Raw genomic sequence first — 20667 nt, forward strand, 5'->3', positions numbered from 1 at the left:
TCCGTGTGTCGTGGCGGCGCCCTTGACTCGATCATGTTGTGTCATGAGCCTGGCATCTGTTCGCCGCCGTGGCGGACCTCTTTCAGGGGGGCTCATGAGACGAAGAGCGAGATCGATCCTCGCTGTCGGCACGCTCCTGCTCGGCGGAGCCGGCTTCGCACCTGTCGCCCAGGCACAACCCGCACCGCCCTCGCCCGGTGACCCCGGCGAGGTCAAGGTCTACCGCGCCGACGTCACACGGCAGCAGGTACCCCTGCTGCTGGCGGCGGGGCAGGACGGCCACGAACTCGGCGAGCGGGTGCCCGAACGGGGCACGGCCGCCGTCGAGGTGTACCTCACCGGCGGACAGGCCCGGAAGCTGGAGGAACAGGGCGTCGACCTCACCGAGCACACGCTTCCCGCCCGGGCCGAGAAGCGCGTGGCGGACGCGGCCGAGGGCGTGTTCCGGCCGTACAGCGGCAAGGGCGGCCTCAAGGAGGAGATCCTGCGCACCGCGCAGGAGAACCCCTCCCTCACCAAGGTCGTCTCCATCGGCAAGACGATCCAGGGCAAGGACATCCTCGCCCTGAAACTCACCAAGCAGGCACGCACGACGAAGGACGGCTCCAAGCCGGCCGTCCTCTACATGGCCAACCAGCACGCCCGTGAGTGGATCACGCCGGAGATGACCCGCCGGCTGATGCACCACTACCTGGACCGCTACCGCACCGACAAGCGGATCAAGAGGATCGTCGACACCACCGAGCTGTGGTTCGTCCTCTCCGCCAACCCCGACGGCTACGACCACACGTTCGCCGACGACGCCAACCGCCTGTGGCGCAAGAACCTGCGGGACGTCAACGGCGACGGGGAGATCGGCTCGGGCGACGGCGTCGACCTCAACCGGAACTTCCCCTACAAGTGGGGCTACGACGACGAGGGCTCCTCACCCAGCCCGTCCAGCCAGACCTACCGGGGCGCCTCCCCGGGCTCCGAGCCCGAGACCAAGGCGATCGACGCCTTCCAGAAGCGCATCGGCTTCACCTACGGCATCAACTACCACTCCGCCGCCGAGCTGCTCCTCTACGGGGTCGGCTGGCAGGTGGCCACACCCACCCCCGACGACGTGCTGTACAAGGCACTCGCGGGCACGCCGGACAACTCGGCGATCCCCGGCTACCACCCGCAGCTCTCCTCCGAGCTGTACACCACCAACGGCGAGGCCGACGGTCACGCGGCCAACGTCAACGGCATGGCGATGTTCACCCCGGAGATGTCGACCTGCCAGACGGCCTCCGCGTACGACCCCGACGACGCCTGGGAGCCCGGCGACTGCCGTTCGATCTTCACCTTCCCGGACGACGAGAAGCTGATCCAGCAGGAGTTCGCCAAGAACGTCCCGTTCGCGCTGTCCGTCGCCGAGTCCGCCGCGCATCCCGACCGGCCGTCCTCCGCGGTCGGCCTGGAGGCCGCGGACTTCACCCCGGCGGCCTTCACGACGTCCTACGCGCGCGGTGAGGCTCAAGAGGTCGCCGTCGTGGCCCGCAAGTCGGTGCGCGACAAGGAAATGCGGTACCGGGTGAACGGCGGCCGCACGCACGCCGCGGACCTCAGGGCCTGGCGCGGCGGCGAGCGCTACGGCGGTGAGGACGACCTCTACTTCGACGAGTACCGCGCGAAGGTCCGGCACGCCGGACCCGGCGACCGGGTCGAGGTGTGGTTCACCGGCAAGGCCCGCGGCGGCAAGAAGGTGACCGGCAAGCCCTTCACCTACACCGTGGCCGAGCGGCCCCGCGCGGACGTCCTCGTCGTGTCCGAGGAGGGCGCGAAGGCCACGGCCACCAAGGCGTACCTCGACGCGCTGCGGGCGAACGGACGGAACGCCGTCGTCTGGGACGTGGCCGAGAAGGGCACGCCCGACGCGCTCGGCGTGCTGAGCCATTTCCGCACCGTCGTCCACCACACCGGGGCGGCCGTCCCGGGCGTCACCACCCAGCTCCAGCTGCGGGCCTACCTCAACGAGGGCGGCCGGCTGATCGAGGCGGGCGAGCAGGCCGGCGGCAGCGTCGACCTCGGCGACGGCGTCCTGTCCGACGACTTCAGCCAGTACTACCTGGGCGCCTACTCCCGCACCGCCACCTCCGGGGCCACCGCGTTCACGGGCGCCGGACGCCTCGCCGGCACCGGCGGACCGCTCGGCGACGCGCCCGGGAACCCGCTCGACCGGCCCGGCAGCTTCGCCCTCACCTCCGACGAACTGCCGCCCGCCGCGTACCCGCAGTTCGCGAGCGCCGGCGCCGGGTCGTTCGCCGGCACGGTCAACCCGTACGGGCCGTACGCGGGCTCGTACATGGCGGCCGCCGTGCACACCGACGACGGCTACAAGCGTCTCACCCGCACCGTCGACCTCACCGGTGTCACCGCCGCCGAGCGGCCCACGCTGCGCACCCGCCTGCTGTGGGACACAGAGCCGGGGTACGACAACGTGATCGTCGAGGCGCGCACGGCCGGCGGCGAGGACTGGACGACGCTGCCCGAGGCGGGAGGCGCCACCCGCACCACCGTGCCCGCCGAGTGCGCGGCCGGGTTCTACATCGCCGGGCACCCCTGGCTGGAGCACTACCTGACGCTCGGTGACGACGGCTGCACCGCCACCGGCACCACCGGCGCGTGGAACGCCCTCACCGGGTCCTCCGGCGGCTGGCAGCAGGTGGAGTTCGACCTGAGCGCCTACGCGGGCCGGACGGCCGAGGTGTCGGTCGCCTACGTCACCGACCCGGGCAGCGGCGGCCGGGGCGTCCTCGCCGACGAGGCCTCCCTGGTCACGGGCGGGACCGTCACCGAGACTGAGGGCTTCGAGGAGTCCCTGGGCGCCTGGCGACCCTCCGGGCCGCCTCCGGGCAGCCCGGCCGCGCTGAAGGACTGGACCCGCACCGGTGAGCTGTTCCGGACGTACGCGGCGGTCACGACCGAGGACACCGTGCTGCTGGCCTTCGGCCTGGAGCACCTCACCTCGGCGGCCGACCGGGCGGCACTGCTGAGAAAGGCGCTGGCTGCCGTCCGCGGGTGACGAAGGCGCCGGCGGAACCGGTCAAGGACGGCGGAAAAGGGTGACCGAAGACCGTCGCCCTGGTGCGGTCCGTACCCTACTGGCGGGTACGGACCGCCCTGCCGGGTATGGGACAACTCGATGTCACGGCCGGGGCCCCGGAGAGGTAGGGTCGGCAGTGGTCGGGGACATCCCAAATACAGCTCGCCGGCGTCAGAGCCGGCGTACCAACGAGGAGATCGGTTCGTGACGATCCGCGTAGGCATCAACGGGTTTGGCCGCATCGGTCGGAACTACTTCCGCGCACTGCTGGAGCAGGGCGCCGACATCGAGATCGTGGCCGTCAACGACCTGGGCGACACGGCGACCACCGCGCACCTGCTGAAGTACGACACCATCCTGGGCCGTCTCAAGCAGGAGGTCTCGCACACCGAGGACACCATCACCGTCGGTGACAAGACGATCAAGGTGCTCTCCGAGCGCAACCCCGCCGACATCCCGTGGGGCGAGCTGGGTGTCGACATCGTCATCGAGTCGACCGGCATCTTCACCAAGAAGGAAGACGCCGAGAAGCACATCACCGGCGGCGCGAAGAAGGTCATCATCTCCGCCCCGGCGAAGGGCGAGGACATCACGCTCGTCATGGGCGTGAACCACGAGCAGTACGACGCGGCGAACCACCACGTCATCTCCAACGCCTCCTGCACCACCAACTGTGTGGCGCCGATGGCGAAGGTCCTCGACGAGAACTTCGGCATCGTCAAGGGCCTGATGACGACGGTGCACGCGTACACGAACGACCAGCGCATCCTGGACTTCCCGCACAAGGACCTGCGCCGCGCCCGTGCCGCCGCCGAGAACATCATCCCGACCACTACGGGCGCCGCGAAGGCCACCGCCCTGGTGCTGCCGCAGCTCAAGGGCAAGCTGGACGGCATCGCCATGCGCGTCCCGGTCCCCACCGGCTCCGTCACGGACCTGGTGGTCGAGCTCTCCCGCGAGGTCACCAAGGAAGAGGTCAACGCCGCCTTCCAGAAGGCCGCCGAGGGCGAGCTGAAGGGCTACCTGGAGTACACGGAGGACGCGATCGTCTCCTCCGACATCGTCAACGCCCCGGCGTCCTGCACCTTCGACTCGTCCCTGACCATGGTCCAGGACGGCAAGAGCGTGAAGGTCATCGGCTGGTACGACAACGAGTGGGGCTACAGCAACCGCCTCGTCGACCTGACGGTCTTCATCGGCAACCAGCTCTGATCGTGGAGCGGACGGCCTGATATGAGTGCAGGGCTCGGAAGGCGCGGCGACGCGCCGTCCGGGCCCTGACGCACGTATCGGAACGGTCGCCCTCTTTCGATCACGAGCGATCACGAGCGAACAGGTCGCTGAACACGTTGCTCTAGCAGGGAGCCCCCATGAAGACGATCGACGAACTCCTCTCCGAAGGGGTCGCGGGCAAGCGGGTCTTCGTCCGCGCCGACCTCAACGTGCCGCTGGACGGCACCGCCATCACCGACGACGGCCGCATCCGCGCCGTGGTGCCCACCGTCAAGGCGCTCGCCGACGCGGGCGCCCGGGTGGTCGTCGCCTCGCACCTGGGCCGCCCCAAGGGCGCCCCGGACCCCGCCTTCTCGCTCGCCCCCGCCGCCGCGCGCCTCGGTGAACTCCTCGGCGCCGACGTCGCGTTCGCCACCGACACGGTCGGCGAGTCCGCCTCCTCGACCGTCGCCGGCCTCGCCGACGGCCAGGTCGCCGTCGTCGAGAACCTGCGCTTCAACGCGGGTGAGACGTCCAAGGACGACGCCGAGCGCGGCGCCTTCGCCGACCAGCTGGCCGCCCTCGCCGACGTCTACGTCGGCGACGGCTTCGGCGCGGTGCACCGGAGGCACGCCTCGGTCTTCGACCTCCCGGCCCGCCTGCCGCACTACGCCGGGTACCTCATCGCCACCGAGGTCGGCGTGCTGAAGAAGCTCACCGACGACGTCAGGCGGCCCTACGTGGTCGCCCTCGGCGGGGCCAAGGTCTCCGACAAGCTGGCCGTCATCGACCAGCTGCTCGGCAAGGCCGACCGCATCCTCATCGGCGGCGGCATGGCGTACACCTTCCTCAAGGCCAAGGGGTACGAGGTCGGCTCGTCCCTGCTCCAGGAGGACCAGATCCCGGCCGTCCAGGAGTACCTGGAGCGCGCCGAGAAGAGCGGCGTCGAGCTGGTGCTGCCGGTCGACACCCTGGTCGCCGGAGAGTTCCCCGACATGAAGGCCAAGGCGCCGGGCAACCCCGAGACCGTCGCCGCGGACGCCATGCCGGCCGGGAAGATGGGCCTGGACATCGGCCCGGAGACCCGCAAGCTCTACGCCTCGAAGCTCGCCGACGCCGCCACCGTCTTCTGGAACGGCCCCATGGGCGTCTTCGAGCACCCCGACTACGCCGAGGGCACCAAGGCGGTCGCCCAGGCCCTTCTCGACTCCCCGGGCTTCACCGTGGTCGGCGGCGGGGACTCCGCCGCCGCGGTCCGTACCCTGGGCTTCGACGAGCAGGCATTCGGCCACATCTCGACCGGCGGAGGCGCCTCCCTCGAGTACCTCGAGGGCAAGACGCTCCCCGGCCTCGCAGCACTGGAGGACTGACCCTCAATGACCACCCGTACGCCGCTGATGGCGGGCAACTGGAAGATGAACCTCAACCACCTCGAGGCCATCGCCCACGTCCAGAAGCTCGCCTTCGCCCTGGCCGACAAGGACTACGAGGCCGTCGAGGTCGCCGTCCTGCCGCCGTTCACCGACCTGCGCTCCGTGCAGACCCTGGTCGACGGCGACAAGCTGAAGATCAAGTACGGCGCCCAGGACATCTCGGCCCATGACGGCGGCGCCTACACCGGCGAGATCTCCGGCCCCATGCTGGCCAAGCTGAAGTGCACCTACGTGGCGGTCGGCCACTCCGAGCGCCGCCAGTACCACGCCGAGACCGACGAGGTCGTCAACGCCAAGGTGAAGGCCGCCTTCAAGCACGGCATCACCCCGATCCTGTGCGTCGGCGAGGAGCTGGAGGTCCGCGAGGCGGGCAACCACGTCTCCCACACCCTCGCCCAGGTCGAGGGCGGTCTGAAGGACGTCCCGGCCGAGCAGGCCGAGTCCGTCGTGATCGCCTACGAGCCCGTGTGGGCCATCGGCACCGGCAAGGTCTGCGGCGCCGAGGACGCCCAGGAGGTCTGCGCGGCCGTCCGCGGCAAGCTCGCCGAGCTGTACTCCCAGGAGCTGGCCGACAAGGTCCGGATCCAGTACGGCGGCTCCGTGAAGTCCGGCAACGTCGCGGAGATCATGGCGCAGGCCGACATCGACGGTGCCCTGGTCGGCGGCGCCTCGCTGGACGCCGACGAGTTCGTCAAGATCATCCGCTTCCGCGACCAGTGAGCGGCCGGGGTGCGTCCGCCCGCGGGCGCACCCCGGGGACGGGAGTAGGCCACAGGGCCGATCCGTCGTACTCTTGCGGGGTCCAGTCCCGAGCTGGACCCCGTGTCGTCCATCCGTTTCCGAGGAAGTTGGTCCAGCCGTGGTTCTGGGGTTCTCCATCGCCCTGATCGTCTTCAGCCTGCTGCTGATGCTGCTGGTGCTGATGCACAAGGGGAAGGGCGGCGGCCTCTCCGACATGTTCGGTGGTGGCATGCAGTCGTCCGTCGGCGGCTCCTCGGTCGCCGAGCGCAACCTCGACCGGATCACGGTCGTGATCGGTCTGCTCTGGTTCGCGTGCATCGTGGTGCTCGGCATCACGATGAAGATGAACAACTGACCCGCGCGGCGCGATCCGCCCGCATTCCCCACGTAACGCCCCATGTTCGGTACGCGCAGCTGAGCGCGGCCTATCATGGGGCTTGCGTCTGGATGCGGAGACAGGTAACTCCTATCACTGGACGCGCGTTGGGCCTTACGTAGACTGAGGCGCTCGCAGCGAAGCGGTACGCCGACTCGCTTCGCGGCACCATTACGCAGGGAGTTACGACCGTGGCAAGTGGCAACGCGATCCGGGGGAGCCGGGTCGGGGCGGGGCCGATGGGCGAGGCCGAGCGCGGCGAGTCCGCGCCGCGGCTGCGCGTCTCCTTCTGGTGCTCCAACGGGCACGAGACACAGCCGAGCTTCGCGAGCGACGCGCAGGTGCCCGACACCTGGGACTGCCCACGCTGCGGCTTCCCGGCCGGGCAGGACCGTGACAACCCCCCGGACCCGCCGCGCACCGAGCCCTACAAGACGCACCTCGCCTATGTACGCGAGCGGCGCAGCGACGCGGACGGCGAGGCGATCCTCGCCGAGGCGCTCGCCAAGCTGCGGGGCGAGATCTGACACCCGGCAGGCGCCGGGCTCGTCCGCCTGCCGCAGGGCCGGTTCGCTCCGGACTCTTCCGTCCTCCTCACGACTGATCAATTAGGTTGGGACCAGTCGGCACAGCGGGGACATCCAAGGAAGAAGGCTGAAGTCCGAGATGAACGCAGACGGCCGTAGCAGGCTCAACCAGACGCCCGAGTGGACCGCACTGGCCAAGCACCGTGAGGAGCTCGGCGAGGTGCGGCTGCGCGAGCTGTTCGAGGCCGACCCGGACCGCGGCACCGGCTACACCCTCCGGGTCGGTGACCTGTACGTCGACTACTCCAAGCATCTGGTCACCGACGAGACGCTGCGGCTGCTGCGGGAACTGGCCGCGGCCACGGACGTGTTCGGGCTGCGGGACGCGATGTTCCGCGGGGAGCGGATCAACACCACCGAGGACCGCGCGGTGCTGCACACCGCGCTGCGGGCGCCGAGGGACGCGGTGATCGAGGTCGACGGGGAGAACGTCGTCCCTGCCGTGCACGCGGTCCTGGACCGGATGGCCGACTTCGCCGGCCGGGTCCGCTCGGGCGAGTGGACGGGTCACACGGGCCGGCGGATCCGCAACGTCGTCAACATCGGCATCGGCGGCTCCGACCTGGGCCCGGCGATGGCCTACGAGGCGCTGCGCGCCTACACCGCGCGGGACCTGACGTTCCGGTTCGTCTCCAACGTCGACGGCGCGGACCTGCACGAGGCGATCCGCGACCTGGACCCGGCGGAGACGCTGTTCATCGTGGCGTCGAAGACGTTCACCACGATCGAGACGGTCACCAACGCCACGTCCGCCCGCGCCTGGCTGCTCGACGCGCTCGGCGACGAGAAGGCGGTGGCGCGGCACTTCGTCGCCCTGTCGACCAACGCGGAGAAGGTGTCGGCCTTCGGGATCGACACGGCGAACATGTTCGAGTTCTGGGACTGGGTCGGCGGGCGGTACTCCTACGACTCGGCGATCGGGCTGTCGCTGATGATCGCGATCGGGCCGGACCGGTTCCGGGAGATGCTGGACGGCTTCCGCATCGTCGACGACCACTTCCGCACCGCCCCGCCGGAGGCCAACGCGCCTCTGCTGTTGGGTCTGTTGGGGGTCTGGTACAACAACTTCCACGACGCGCAGTCGCACGCGGTGCTGCCGTACTCGCACTACCTGTCGAAGTTCACCGCCTACCTCCAGCAGCTCGACATGGAGTCCAACGGCAAGTACGTCGGCCGGGACGGACGCGAGGTCGACTGGCAGACCGGACCCGTGGTGTGGGGCACCCCGGGCACCAACGGGCAGCACGCCTACTACCAGTTGATCCACCAGGGCACCAAGCTCATCCCCGCGGACTTCATCGGCTTCGCCGAGCCCGTGGAGGAGCTGAGCGACCGGCTGGCCGCCCAGCACGACCTGCTGATGGCCAACTTCTTCGCCCAGACGCAGGCGCTGGCCTTCGGCAAGACGCCGGACGAGGTGCGCGCCGAGGGCGTGCCCGAGGAACTGGTCCCGCACAAGACCTTCCAGGGCAACCACCCCACCACCACGATCGTCGCCCGGGCGCTCACCCCGTCCGTGCTCGGCCAGCTGGTCGCCCTCTACGAGCACAAGGTGTTCGTGCAGGGCGCGATCTGGAACATCGACTCCTTCGACCAGTGGGGCGTCGAACTCGGCAAGGTCCTCGCCAAGCGCGTCGAGCCCGCCCTCACCGAGGGCGCCGACGTCCCCGGCCTCGACCCCTCGACGAAGGCCCTGGTCGCCGCCTACCGGGAGCTGCGCGGACGCGGCTGACGCTCCGCCAGGGGAGCGGACGGCTGCGCGCCGTCCGCTCCCGTACAATCCCCGGGTCGATGATCACGGCGAGCACTCGGGGGAACACGAAGTGGCACGCACGCCCGGCCGGTGGACCGGCGGCACACTCACGGCACGCGACATCCTGAAGCCGCACAAGGTGGCGGACGCGGTGTTCCACCCGGCGTGGATCCCGCCGTCGCTGGACCCGGCCGTCGACAGGCTCAAGCGCATCCGGGTCGTCGCCGGAGCGGTGGCCTCCATCGGCGTCTACACCGTGCTGGCCGGCGGGTTCGACGTCACGGAGCTGCTGGAGAACGCCCTGACCGCCTCGGCGGTGCTGCTGATCCTCACGCCCTTCACGGTCGGCGTGATGCTCCTCGTCTGGCGGCGCACCGGCTCGCTGCGGCAGTTGAGAAGACCGCTTCTCGACTCCCTGGCGCTGCTCCTGCTGTTCATCGGTTCCGTCGTCGCCCTGGTGCTGCTCGTGCAGACCGTCAACGCCACCCACAACCCCCTCGTCGTCATCGGGGCGGGCATGACGATGATGTGGATGCTCGGCTTCGTCGCCCGGGGAGCCTTCCGGGTGACCGGCAACTTCTTCGGCACCGGCGCCGTGCACCGCTGTCTTCCCGCGCTGCTCGCCACGGTCACCAGCTGGCTAGTGGCGGTCCCCGACCTGGTCACCGGCGATCTGCACGGACTCGGTCTCACGCTCGGAGTCGTCTTCATCCTCGGCGCCCCGGTGACCGTCACCGGCATCGCCCTGCTGGAGACCGGCCGGCTCAGGCGGCGCTACGGCATCCGGCTCGGCGCACACCCGGCCGGTCACCCGCCGGCCCCGGGCCCCGTCCCTCCGATGCCCCCGGGCCCGCCGTCGGGGCACCCGCACCTTCCGCCGCAGGGAAACCCGTTCGGCGCGCCCCAGGGGAACCCGTACGGACCTCCGCCCGGCTCCCCCTACGTCCCGCCGCAGCCGCACCCCGGGAGCGGGTTCGTGCCCGGTCAGGGCGGCGGCAACCCCTACGCCCCCGGAGCCGGCGGGAACCCTTACGCCCCGCACAGCCCCCAGCCCCCGTACGGCCCGTGAGGGCCGCGACCCAGCCCGCTCAGGCCACCGCGCTCAGGGTGTCCGCGAGGCGGCGGCGGGCCGCTCGGGCGGCCGGGACGGCGGCCAGGGCGGCGGCGCCCAGGACGGCTGCCGTGCCCAGCAGCACCAGCAGCGCGGGGGAGGGCAGTCGGGCGATACCCGCGCCGAGGCCGCTCGACCTGCCCTGGGCGTCGATCAGCCAGTGCGCCAGCGGCAGACCCAGCGCGGTGGCGAGGAGCACCGCCGCCAGGGCCGTACCGGCGGTGGCGGTGACCGTGACCCCGGTGATCTGCCGGGGCGACAGGCCGACGGCCTTCAGCGCCAGCAGGTCGCGCTCGCCCTCGCGGACGGTGCCGCCGATCGCCGTCAGCAGCTCCACCAGTCCGATCAGGGCCAGCACCGCGACCAGCCCCAGGACCACCGCGCGCAGCGGCGACAGCCCGTCCGCCGGGTTGGCCACGGTGTGCACGTCCAGATGGCCGCGGCCCTCCGCCGCGAGCCTGGCCGCCACCTGAGCGGGGTCCGCGCCGGGTTCGAGACGGATCTGGTAGAGGCCGGGCCGCATCTCAGGGTCGTTGGCGCGGAGGGTGTCGAGGGAGGTGGAGATGACCCGTCCCGCGTTCTCCGGCTCGATGCTGCGGCCCACGATGTGCAGGATCTGCGGGCGGTCCCCGACGGTCATCCGCACCCAGTCGCCCACCCGGACGTGCAGCAGGTCGAGCAGCCCCTGTCCGGCCACCGCCTCGTCCGGACCGTGCGCCGGCCTGCCCTCCGCCAGCGCGAACGGGTACGGGTCCTCGTGCGTGCCGTACCCGCGCAGGGCGATCGTCGCGGTCTGTCCGGGGACCAGCGCGGCCACCTCCACGCCCGGGTGGGCGGCGGCGACCTGCGGGTCGCTCTCCAGCAGCTCCCGCACCTCCCCGTCGTCCAGCGAGGCGTCCGTGCGCACGCTGAGCGCCGCCGGCAGCCCGATCCGCTCGGGTGCGCTGTGGAAGCGGTCGATCGTCGTCCACGCGCTCAGCGCCACCACGATCAGCAGCAGCGGCAGCGCCAGCCTGGCCACCGCGCCCAGCGACCGCGGCCTCCGGGTGAACGCCTTGTGCCAGCCCAGCACCAGTGCCGGAGGCATCCGCGCGCCCAGCGCCCGGCGCGCCGCCCCGCTCAGCCGGCCCGCCGGAGCGGCCGCCGGACGCGGCACCGGCACCGGCGGCACCCGGCCCGCCCGCCAGGCGGCCAGCCCGGTCGTCGCGCCGATGAACAGCACCGCCCCCACCGGCACCACGAACAGCGCGGCCGTGTGCCCGGGCAGCCCCTGCCACACGTCCACCGCGTCCCCGAGCCGCCCCGGGACGGAACCGCCGAGCGCCTCGGTGAGCGCGGCGGCGGCCACCGCGCCGAGCAGGGCGTAGCCGAGGTGCTGGATCAGGAAGACGCGCACCACCTGGCCGGGGGTGAAGCCGATCGCCTTGAGGACGGAGATGTCCCGCAGATGCCCCCGGATGCGGGTGGTGATCGCGCCGTGCACGGCGAATCCGGCGGCGACCAGCGCGCCCAGCCCGAACAGGCCCAGCACCTGCCCCAGCAGCCGGTTGTCGCCCTGCGCCTCGGCGCGCGCCTGCTGCCAGGTCGCCACCTCGCCGATCGCCCCGGCGCCCAGCTCGGTCACCGCCCGCTGCACGGCGTACCCGGTGTCGCCCGGGTCGGCCAGCCGCAGCCCGATCACCTGCCCGTCCGGGTCCGGCACCGCCGACGGCAGCGCCCACACCAGGCCCGCCCGTTCGCCCGGCCGGAACCGCGGTTCGGCGCTGTCGGCGACGCCGACCACGGTGAACTGCCGCGCGGTGCCGGGCACGGTGAGGGTGTCGCCGGGGGCGGTGAGCAGGGCGCGGGCCAGGTTGCTCTCCAGCACCACGCCGTCGGGCGTCGCCGGGTCCAGCCAGTGCCCGGAGGTGAGGATCGGGCGGCCCACCTCGGGCCGGTCCCGGGTGCCGCGCACCTCGGCGAAGGCCCGGCCGCCCTGCGAGGCGAGGGTGAGCGAGGAGGTGGGGTAGGGGCCGGCGACCGACCGCACCCCCTCCAGGCCGGTGAGCCTGTCCGCGTCGGCGGAGGCGGTGGTGTGGAGGGTGACGTGGGCGCCGTGCGCCTGGGTGAAGACGCGCTGCCAGGGGTTGGTGGCGTACCCGAACAGGGCCGTGGCCAGCAGCAGGGACACCACGATGCCCGCGGTGGCGAGCACCAGGAACAGCGCCTCGCCACGGTGCGTGCGCAGATCGAAGTGCGCCCAGCGCAGAGTCGCTCGCACCGGCCTCAGCCCTTCGCGGGTCGGTCGTGGACGCGCATGTCAGTCCCTGAGCTCCAGCACGCCGGACGCGCCGGCCCTGCGCGGGGGCGGGCCCGCGTCGAGGGTGGCGTCGTCGGCTATCCGGCCGTCGAAGAACGAGATCACCCGGTCCGCGGCGCTCGCCAGCCGGGCGTCGTGCGTGACCAGCAGGATCGTCTGCCCGCGCTGGTGGAAGCGGGACAGCAGCCGCATCACCTCACGCGTGCCCCTGCTGTCCAGGCTGCCCGCGGGCTCGTCGGCCAGCAGCAGCGGAGGGTGGTTGACCAGCGCCCGGGCCAGGGCGACCCGCTGCTGCTCACCGCCGGACAGCTCGCCCGGCATGCTCCGCTCCTTGCCCTCGAGGCCCAGCTCGGCGAGCAGTTCCCGGCGCCCGGCGCGGGCCTTCTTCGGCGGGACCCCGGCGAGCAGCGCGGGCAGCTCCACGTTGTCCGCCACCGACAGGTCGGAGACCAGGTTGAAGAACTGGAAGACGATTCCGATGCGCCGCCGCCGCTCCACCGCCCAGCGCGCCTCGCTCCAGCCGTCGGCGCGCTCGCCGTCCAGCCAGATGGAGCCCTCGTCCGGCCGCTGGAGCCCGCCGAGCAGATGCAGCAGCGTCGACTTGCCCGCGCCCGAGGGACCGGTGACCGCCACGAACTCGCCGCGGGTCACCCGCAGGTCGACGCCGCGCACGGCGTGTGCCGGGGCGCCCTCGCCGTGGTGGGTCTTGACCAGGCCTTCGGCGCGCAGCAGGGGAGCGTCGCTCTCACTCACCGAAGCTCCTCCAGCTCTTCCTGACACCGCTCCAGCCAGTCGAGATCGGCCTGCAGGTGCAGCATCGCGCCCTCGATCAGCAGATGGGAGATGCGGTTGTCCCGGTCCTCGGCGGCGGCCAGTTTCGACAGCTGCCGCATGGTGTTCAGATACTGGCGGCGCTGGCGGTTGATCAGGGAGATCTGGTCCGCCAGACCGGTCTGCGGGGCCAGGGCCAGCTTCATGAAGAACTCGTCCCGCACCCGCGGCTCGTCCGCCGTCTCCTCGTACCAGGCGCGCAGCGCCTCGTGCCCGGCCTCGGTGAGGTGGTAGACCTTCTTGTTCGGCCGGCTCGACTGCTCGATGGCCTCGCCCTCGATCAGCCCCGTCTTCTCGAGGCGGCCGAGGGTGACGTAGATCTGGCCGACGTTCGGCTGAGGGTACGCGGCGCCCAGCAGTTGCTCAAGGTCCTGCTTGAGCTCGTAACCGTGCGCCGGGCCGCGGGCGAGCAGCGCCAGGAGGGGCAGCCGCACTCGTGCTCTCCTCCTCGCGCTCCTGGGTAATGTGCCGCAGGACCTAGTATCGCCCATACCTAACGGGTATACATGGCCTCTGACCCCGGCAAGGGTGCCCGGGTGCCGGTGTACAGGGAGGAACCTATGCGGTGGATCCATGCCGCGGGTAGGGGCCTTCTCGTCCTGATCGTCGTTCTGACCGGTTACGTCGCCTCCGGAGCGAGCGCCGACGAGGGCCCCGGGGACGGGCGCGGGCCGCTCACCCTGGCCACCGCCGGGGACCTCACCGGTTACCTCGGCTCCGTCCTCGACGGCTGGAACCGCACCCACCCCGGCGAGGAGGTCACCCTCGTCGAACTGCCCGACTCCGCCGACGAGACCCGCGCGCAGATGATCACCGATCTGCGGGCCGGCGAGGGCGGCCGCTTCGACGTGCTGAACATCGACGTCAGCTGGACCTCGGAGTTCGCCGCCGCCGGCTGGATCCGCCCGCTGCCCCGCGACCGGTTCCCGCTGGACACGTTCCTGCCGCGGGTCGTCGACACGGCCACCTACGACGACCGGCTCTACGCCGTCCCGTACGTGACCAACGCCGGGCTGCTGCTGTACCGCAAGGACGTCCTCGACGAGGCGGGCGTCCCGCCGCCGCGCACCTGGGCCGAACTGGAGCGGGCCGCGAAGACCCTCGCCCCGGCGCGCGGACTGGACGGCTACGCGGGCCAGTTCCTCCCCTACGAGGGGCTCACCGTGAACGCGGCCGAGGCGGTCTACTCGGCGGGCGGCACCATCCTCGGCGACGAGGGCGAACGCGTCACCGTGGACTCCCGGGCGGCCCGCGAGGGCATCGGCTTCCTGGCCCGCGGGGTCCGCGAGGGCTGGATCCCGCGGGAGGCGCTGGCGTACAAGGAGGAGGAGTCCAAGCGGGCCTTCCAGGACGGCCGGCTGCTCTTCCTGCGCAACTGGCCCTACGCGTACGTCGCCGCCTCCGCCCCGGGCTCGGAGGTCGCGGGGAAGGTCGGCGCCGTGCCCCTGCCGGGACCGGACGGCCCCGGGACCAGTGTGCTCGGCGGGTCCAACCTGGCCGTCAGCACCCATGCCGAACATCCCGACTCCGCCGCCCGCCTGCTCGCGTACCTCACCGGTGAGCGGGTGCAGCGCCAGGTGCTCACCCGCGGCGCGCTGCCGCCCGTGCGGGCCGATCTCTACGACGACCCGGAGCTGGTCCGCCGCTTCCCGTACCTGCCGACCCTGCGCGAGAGCGTGCTGGCCGCCGCGCCGCGGCCCAAGAGCCCGCGCTACGACCAGGTGAGCCTGGTGGTGCAGGCGGTCGTGCACGACGCGATGAGCGGGCGGCAGACGCCCGAGGCCGCGGTGCGCCGGCTGGCGGCGGAACTGGCCGCCGTCTCCTCCCGCTGACCCCGTTCCTAGTTACTTGTTAGGTAACGCGCACATCTCGTTCGCGTCCGAATCGCCCCCCTTCGCCCTGGCCTGTACCGCGTAACATCCCGGTCGCTTACGCACGTTCATTGACACCGGCTGTTCACCGCTACCTAACATGCATGCATAACAAGCAGCGCTCCTCACAGACAGGTTCATTTGGGGTGAACAGGCACCATTGGTGGCGTGACGCGGTGATCTACCAGGTGTACGTCCGCAGCTTTCTGGACAGCACCGGGGACGGCATCGGCGATCTCGCCGGAGTCAGGGCGGGACTCCCGTACCTGAGAAAGCTCGGCGTGGACGGGATATGGCTCAGCCCGTTCTACCCCTCGCCCCAGCACGACCACGGCTACGACGTGGCCGACTACCGCGACGTCGACCCGGTCTACGGCGACCTCGACGAGTTCGACCGGCTGGTGGCCTCCGCCCACCGCCTCGGCATCCGGGTGCTGCTCGACATCGTGCCCAACCACTGCTCCAGCGAGCACCCGTGGTTCCGTGAGGCCCTGGCCGCCGCACCCGGCAGCCCCGAGCGCGCCCGCTTCCACTTCGCCGACGGCCGCGGCCCCGACGGCAGCGAGCCGCCCAACAACTGGCACGCCATGTTCGGCGGCCCCGCCTGGACCCGCGTCACCGAGGCGGACGGCCGCCCCGGCCAGTGGTACCTGCACATGTTCACGCCCGAGCAGCCCGACTGGAACTGGCGCAACCCCGAGGTCGCCGACGAGTTCGACCAGGTCCTGCGGTTCTGGCTGGACCGGGGCGTCGACGGCTTCCGCATCGACGTCGCCGCGGGACTCTTCAAGCACCCCGAACTGCCCGACTCCCCGGACCCCGAGGCCGACGCCCGCACGCGCGACTCGGTCAACCCCCTCGCCTGGAACCAGCCCGAGGTGCACGACGTGTGGCGGCACTGGCGCGCGGTGTGCGAGGAGTACACCGCCCGGGACGGCCGCGAGCGACTCCTGGTCGGCGAGGTATCCGTGCCCTCCGCCCGCGAGCACGCCAAGTACGTCCGTCCGGACGAGCTCCACCAGGCGTTCTTCTTCGACCTGCTCGGCGCGCCCTGGGACGCCGACGCCTTCCGCAAGGTCATCTCCGAGGCCATGCAGGACATCGCCGGCACCGGCTCCACGGTCACCTGGGTGCTCAACAACCACGACCAGGTGCGCACCGTCACGCGCTACGGCGAACCCGCCGAGGGCAGCGGACTCGGCGCCGCCCGCGCCCGCGCCGCCGCTCTGCTGATGCTGGCGCTGCCCGGCGCCGCGTACATCTACCAGGGCGAGGAGCTGGGCCTGCCGGAGGTCGTCGACCTGCCCGACGACGTGCTCACCGACCCCATCTTCCGGCGCACCGGCAGCCGCGCCCGCATCCGCGACGGCTGCCGGGTGCCGCTGCCCTGGTCCGGACAGGCCTCGCCGTTCGGCTTCACCTCCGGCGCCGAGGGCGCCAAGCCCTGGCTGCCGCAGCCCGAGTACTTCGCCGAGTACGCCACCCACCGCGCCCTCGCCGACACCCGCTCCTCCTGGCACCTCTACCGCGACGGCCTGCAACTGCGTTCCGCCCTGCAGCAGTTGGGCGAGGGCACGCTGCGCTGGCTGGACACCCAGCCCGGCGTCCTCGCCTTCGCCCGCGGCGACGACCTCGTCTGCGCCGTCAACTTCGGCACCGCGCCCGTACCCGCCCCGGTCCCCGGCACCCCGCTGCTCTCCAGCGGTCCCTGCCGGCCCGGGGAGCTCCCCGGCTCCACCGCCGCCTGGTGGATCGACGGCTCCTGAGAAGCACACCTCGGCCGACACCCGTCCGAGAAGCACGCCCCGGCCAACCCCGTTCTCCCGAAGGGACATCGATGATGATGCGACGACGTACCACCCTGCTCGCCGGATGCACCGCCCTCGTCCTCGCGCTCGGCGCGACCGCCTGCGGAGGCGGCGAGCCCGTCGCGGCCGGCGGCGGCGACAAGGCGCTCGGCGGCCAGACCGTCACCGTGGCCGGTGTCTGGTCCGGCAGCGAGCAGAAGAACTTCCAGAAGGTGCTCGACGCCTTCACCGAGAAGACCGGAGCCAAGACCCAGTTCGTCTCCACCGGAGACAACGTCTCCACCGTCGTGGGCAGCAAGATCGAAGGCGGCAACGCCCCCGACGTCGTGATGGTCCCGCAGGTCGGTGTGCTCAAGCAGTTCGCCGGGCAGGGCTGGCTGAAGCCGCTGGACAAGAAGGTGCAGTCCGCCGTCGGCGCCAACTTCGCCGAGGTGTGGCAGAACTACGGCAGCGTCGACGGCACCCTGTACGGCCTCTACTTCAAGGCCGCCCACAAGTCGACCGTCTGGTACAGCCCCGAGGCGCTCGAGCAGGCCGGAGTCGCCGAGCCCAGGTCCTACGACGAGATGCTGAAGAACGGCCGGACCATATCCGACTCCGGGCTCGCCGCCTTCTCCGTCGCCGGCCAGGACGGCTGGACCCTCACGGACTGGTTCGAGAACGTCTACCTCTCCCAGGCCGGACCCGAGAAGTACGACGCCCTCGCCGCCCACGAGATCAAGTGGACCGACCCGACCGTGGTCGACGCGCTCACCACCCTCGGCAAGCTGTTCAAGGACAAGCAGCTCATCGCGGGCGGCCAGAAGGGCGCCCTGAACACCGACTTCCCCGGCTCGGTGGAGAAGGTCTTCGGACCGAAGGCCGAGGCCGCCATGGTGTACGAGGGCGACTTCGTGGCCGGCGTCGCCAAGGACCAGTTCGGCCGGACCATCGGCACCGACGCGAACTTCTTCCCGTTCCCGCCGGTCGGCGGCGGTGAGGCGCCCGTGGTCAGCGGTGGCGACGCGGCCGTCGTCCTCAAGGACGGCAAGAACAGCGAGGCCGGCATGGCGCTCGTCGAGTACCTGGCGAGCCCCGAGGCCGCGGCCGTCTGGGCCGAGGCCGGCGGCTTCCTCTCCCCGAACAAGAAGCTCGACCTGTCCTCCTACGGCGACGACGTCACCCGCGCCACCGCCGAGTCCCTGGTCAAGGCCGGCGACTCGGTCCGCTTCGACATGTCCGACCAGGCCCCCGCCGCCTTCGGCGGCACCAAGGGCGCCGGCGAGTGGAAGATCCTCCAGGACTTCCTGCGTGACCCGTCCGACCCGAAGAAGACCGCGGCCGAGCTCGAGAAGGCCGCCGCCAAGGCCTACGGGAACTGACGGCCATGACCGCCACAGTCGTGAAAAGGGCGACCCCGCCCGCCCCCGCGCGCCCCGACGGCGCGCGCGGGCGGCGCCTGCGCCGGCGCGGCCGGATCGTCGCCCTGCTGTTCGCGCTCCCCGCGCTGCTGCTGCTCGGCGCGCTGGTCGTCTACCCGGTGCTGTTCTCCGTCGGGCGCAGCTTCTTCGACGCCACCGGCACCGACTTCGTCGGCGGCGAGAACTACGCCGAGATGTTCCGCGACCCGGCGACCCTCAAGGCCATCCGCAACACGGCCATCTGGGTCGTGGTCGCCCCGACCCTGCTCACCGGCCTCGGACTGATCCTCGCCGTGCTGGTGGAGAAGGTGCGCTGGGCCACCGCCTTCAAACTGCTGCTGTTCATGCCGATGGCGGTGTCGTTCCTCGCCGCCGGCATCATCTTCCGGCTCGCCTACGACGAGGACCCCGACAAGGGCGTCCTCAACGCGGCCGTCGTCTCCGTCCACGACGCCTTCACCGGCAGCTCCTCCTACCCGACCGCCCGCCCCCGCGACGGAGAGGGCCTCACCAGGGAACCGGACGGCTCCTACGTCACCGCCGCGGACGTCTCGCCCGGCGGCACGGCGGCGCTCGGCCTGGTCGGCGTGGCCCCCAAGGACCTGCCCGGCGAGGCCGGACCCGCGTCCGGGGCGGCGTCGGACACCGCCGCACCGGACGAGGTGCGCGGCGTGGTGTACCTGGACTTCACGCCCGGCGGAGGAGGGGAGCCGGGCGTGGTCGACCGCGAGGAGAGCGGACTGCCCGGCGTGACCGTCGAGGCGGTGCGCGACGGGAAGACGGTCGCGAGCACCACCACCGCGTCCGACGGCTCCTTCCGCTTCACCGGCCTCGACGACGGCGCGTACGCGCTGAAGCTGCCCCCGGACAACTTCGCCCCGCCCTACGAGGGCGTCTCCTGGCTCGGCCCGGCGCTGGTCACCCCGGCGATCATCGGGGCGTACCTGTGGATCTGGACCGGGTTCGCGATGGTGCTGATCGGGGCCGGTCTGTCCACGCTGCCCCGGGACGCGCTGGAGGCGGCGCGGATGGACGGCGCCAATGAGTGGCAGATCTTCCGCAGGATCACCGTCCCGCTGCTCGCGCCGGTCCTGACCGTGGTGTTCGTGACGCTGGTGATCAACGTGATGAAGGTGTTCGACCTCGTCTACATCATCGCGCCCGGACCCGTGCAGGAGGACGCGACCGTCCTCGCCACCCAGATGTGGCTGGTGTCCTTCGGCGGCGGCAACAACCAGGGGCTGGGCAGCGCGCTCGGCGTCCTGCTGCTGCTCCTGGTCGTCCCGGCCATGGTGTTCAACGTCCGCCGCTTCAAGAGGAGTCAGCGATGAACGTGATCCGTCGCGGCCTGGGCAACGCGGTGGTGCAGGCCTTCCTGGTGGTGATCGGGCTGGTCTGGATGACCCCGCTGGCCGGTCTGTTCCTGTCGTCGCTGCGGTCCGCGGAGGACACCGCGAAGGGCGGCTGGTGGACCGTGTTCACCAGTCCCGGGCAGCTGTCCTTCGACAACTACTCGGCGCTGCTGGACAACTCCGGGATCACGCAGGCGTTCTGGAACACCGTGCTGATCTCGGTGCCGACCACCGTGCTCGTCGTGGTGATCGCCGCGCTCGCCGGATACGCCTTCGCCTGGCTGGAGTTCCCCGGGCGGGACACGGTGTTCCTCGCCGTGGTGGCGCTGCTGGTGGTGCCCGTGCAGATCGGTCTGCTGCCGGTCGCCAAACTCTTCGGCCAGCTCGGCCTGTTCGGGACCATCCCGGGCGTGGTGCTGTTCCACGTGGCGTACGGGCTGCCGTTCGCGGTGTTCCTGCTGCGGAACTACTTCGCGGAGATGCCGAAGGAGATGCTGGAGGCCGCGCGGATGGACGGCGGCAACGAGTGGCGGATCTTCACCCGGCTGGTGCTGCCGGTGGGGCGGCCGGCGATCGCCAGCCTCGCCATCTTCCAGTTCCTGTGGGTGTGGAACGACATGCTGGTGGCGCTGCTGTTCGCGGACAGTTCGTCGCAGCCGCTGACCGTGGAACTGCAGTCGCAGATCCGGCAGTTCGGCAGCAACGTGGACGTGCTGGCGCCGGGGGCGTTCCTGTCGCTGGTGGTGCCGGTGGCGGTGTTCTTCGCGTTCCAGCGGCACTTCGTCCAGGGGGTCATGGCGGGGTCCGTGAAGTAGGGGGTGGG

At 71.4% G+C, this 20667-nt stretch carries 16 protein-coding genes; 13 read left to right on the top strand and 3 right to left on the bottom strand.

Annotation, left to right across the window (positions count from 1 at the left end; genetic code table 11):
• Positions 1-94: 94 nt before the first annotated feature.
• From ELQ39_RS24520 to ELQ39_RS24555, 8 genes are all read left to right on the top strand, one after another.
• Positions 95-3049 carry a M14 family zinc carboxypeptidase gene (locus ELQ39_RS24520; protein ID WP_242593980.1) on the top strand — a complete coding sequence of 985 codons (2955 nt, stop codon included), beginning with the start codon at positions 95-97 and terminating at the stop codon, positions 3047-3049.
• Positions 3050-3274: 225 nt separating this feature from the next.
• A complete protein-coding gene (gene gap, locus ELQ39_RS24525; protein WP_189999998.1) occupies positions 3275-4282 on the top strand; it encodes a type I glyceraldehyde-3-phosphate dehydrogenase in 1008 nt (335 codons plus the stop codon).
• A gap of 158 nt (positions 4283-4440) precedes the next feature.
• Positions 4441-5652 (top strand): phosphoglycerate kinase, encoded by a 1212-nt coding sequence (locus ELQ39_RS24530; RefSeq protein WP_242593981.1) that lies wholly within the window; start codon positions 4441-4443, stop codon positions 5650-5652.
• Positions 5653-5658: 6 nt separating this feature from the next.
• Positions 5659-6435: a triose-phosphate isomerase gene (gene tpiA, locus ELQ39_RS24535; RefSeq protein WP_048456943.1), complete on the top strand. Its 777-nt coding sequence runs from the start codon at positions 5659-5661 to the stop codon at positions 6433-6435.
• A gap of 139 nt (positions 6436-6574) precedes the next feature.
• Positions 6575-6811, top strand: a complete 237-nt coding sequence (gene secG, locus ELQ39_RS24540; protein WP_019525267.1) for a preprotein translocase subunit SecG — start codon at positions 6575-6577, stop codon at positions 6809-6811.
• 212 nt (positions 6812-7023) lie between these two features.
• Positions 7024-7359: an RNA polymerase-binding protein RbpA gene (locus ELQ39_RS24545; protein ID WP_078066843.1), complete on the top strand. Its 336-nt coding sequence runs from the start codon at positions 7024-7026 to the stop codon at positions 7357-7359.
• A gap of 139 nt (positions 7360-7498) precedes the next feature.
• Positions 7499-9151, top strand: a complete 1653-nt coding sequence (gene pgi / locus ELQ39_RS24550; protein ID WP_242593982.1) for a glucose-6-phosphate isomerase — start codon at positions 7499-7501, stop codon at positions 9149-9151.
• Positions 9152-9242: 91 nt separating this feature from the next.
• Complete coding sequence (locus ELQ39_RS24555; protein WP_242593983.1) at positions 9243-10241, top strand: hypothetical protein; 999 nt, start codon at positions 9243-9245, stop codon at positions 10239-10241.
• A gap of 19 nt (positions 10242-10260) precedes the next feature.
• Here the strand turns inward: ELQ39_RS24555 and ELQ39_RS24560 are convergent, their stop codons facing one another.
• From ELQ39_RS24560 to ELQ39_RS24570, 3 genes are read right to left on the bottom strand one after another with little or no spacing between them, the layout of a single operon-like run.
• Positions 10261-12543, bottom strand: coding sequence for an ABC transporter permease (locus ELQ39_RS24560; protein ID WP_242593984.1), 2283 nt, complete (start codon positions 12541-12543; stop codon positions 10261-10263).
• A 39-nt stretch (positions 12544-12582) separates the two neighbouring features.
• A complete protein-coding gene (locus ELQ39_RS24565) occupies positions 12583-13335 on the bottom strand; it encodes an ABC transporter ATP-binding protein (protein ID WP_190005169.1) in 753 nt (250 codons plus the stop codon).
• On the bottom strand, positions 13332-13847 hold the full coding sequence (locus tag ELQ39_RS24570; RefSeq protein WP_190005168.1) for a PadR family transcriptional regulator: 516 nt from the start codon (positions 13845-13847) through the stop codon (positions 13332-13334). The genes ELQ39_RS24565 and ELQ39_RS24570 overlap by 4 nt, the downstream gene beginning before the upstream one ends.
• Positions 13848-13973: 126 nt before the next feature.
• On the opposite strand from ELQ39_RS24570, the gene ELQ39_RS24575 reads away from it, so the two are divergent.
• The 5 genes from ELQ39_RS24575 to ELQ39_RS24595 all read left to right on the top strand — a co-directional run bounded on the left by ELQ39_RS24575 (position 13974) and on the right by ELQ39_RS24595 (position 20659).
• Positions 13974-15245, top strand: coding sequence for an ABC transporter substrate-binding protein (locus tag ELQ39_RS24575; RefSeq protein WP_242593985.1), 1272 nt, complete (start codon positions 13974-13976; stop codon positions 15243-15245).
• 143 nt (positions 15246-15388) lie between these two features.
• Positions 15389-17050 carry a glycoside hydrolase family 13 protein gene (locus ELQ39_RS24580; protein ID WP_242593986.1) on the top strand — a complete coding sequence of 554 codons (1662 nt, stop codon included), beginning with the start codon at positions 15389-15391 and terminating at the stop codon, positions 17048-17050.
• A gap of 74 nt (positions 17051-17124) precedes the next feature.
• A complete protein-coding gene (locus tag ELQ39_RS24585; protein ID WP_242593987.1) occupies positions 17125-18453 on the top strand; it encodes an ABC transporter substrate-binding protein in 1329 nt (442 codons plus the stop codon).
• A 5-nt stretch (positions 18454-18458) separates the two neighbouring features.
• A complete protein-coding gene (locus ELQ39_RS24590) occupies positions 18459-19823 on the top strand; it encodes an ABC transporter permease (RefSeq protein WP_242593989.1) in 1365 nt (454 codons plus the stop codon).
• The gene (locus tag ELQ39_RS24595; protein WP_242593991.1) at positions 19820-20659 is read left to right on the top strand and encodes a carbohydrate ABC transporter permease; all 840 of its coding nucleotides are present in this window, start codon (positions 19820-19822) and stop codon (positions 20657-20659) included. Before ELQ39_RS24590 ends, ELQ39_RS24595 begins: the two co-directional genes overlap by 4 nt.
• Positions 20660-20667 lie beyond the last annotated feature (8 nt).

This window comes from Streptomyces sp. GB4-14, from assembly GCF_022696125.1.
Taxonomy (GTDB): domain Bacteria; phylum Actinomycetota; class Actinomycetes; order Streptomycetales; family Streptomycetaceae; genus Streptomyces; species Streptomyces werraensis.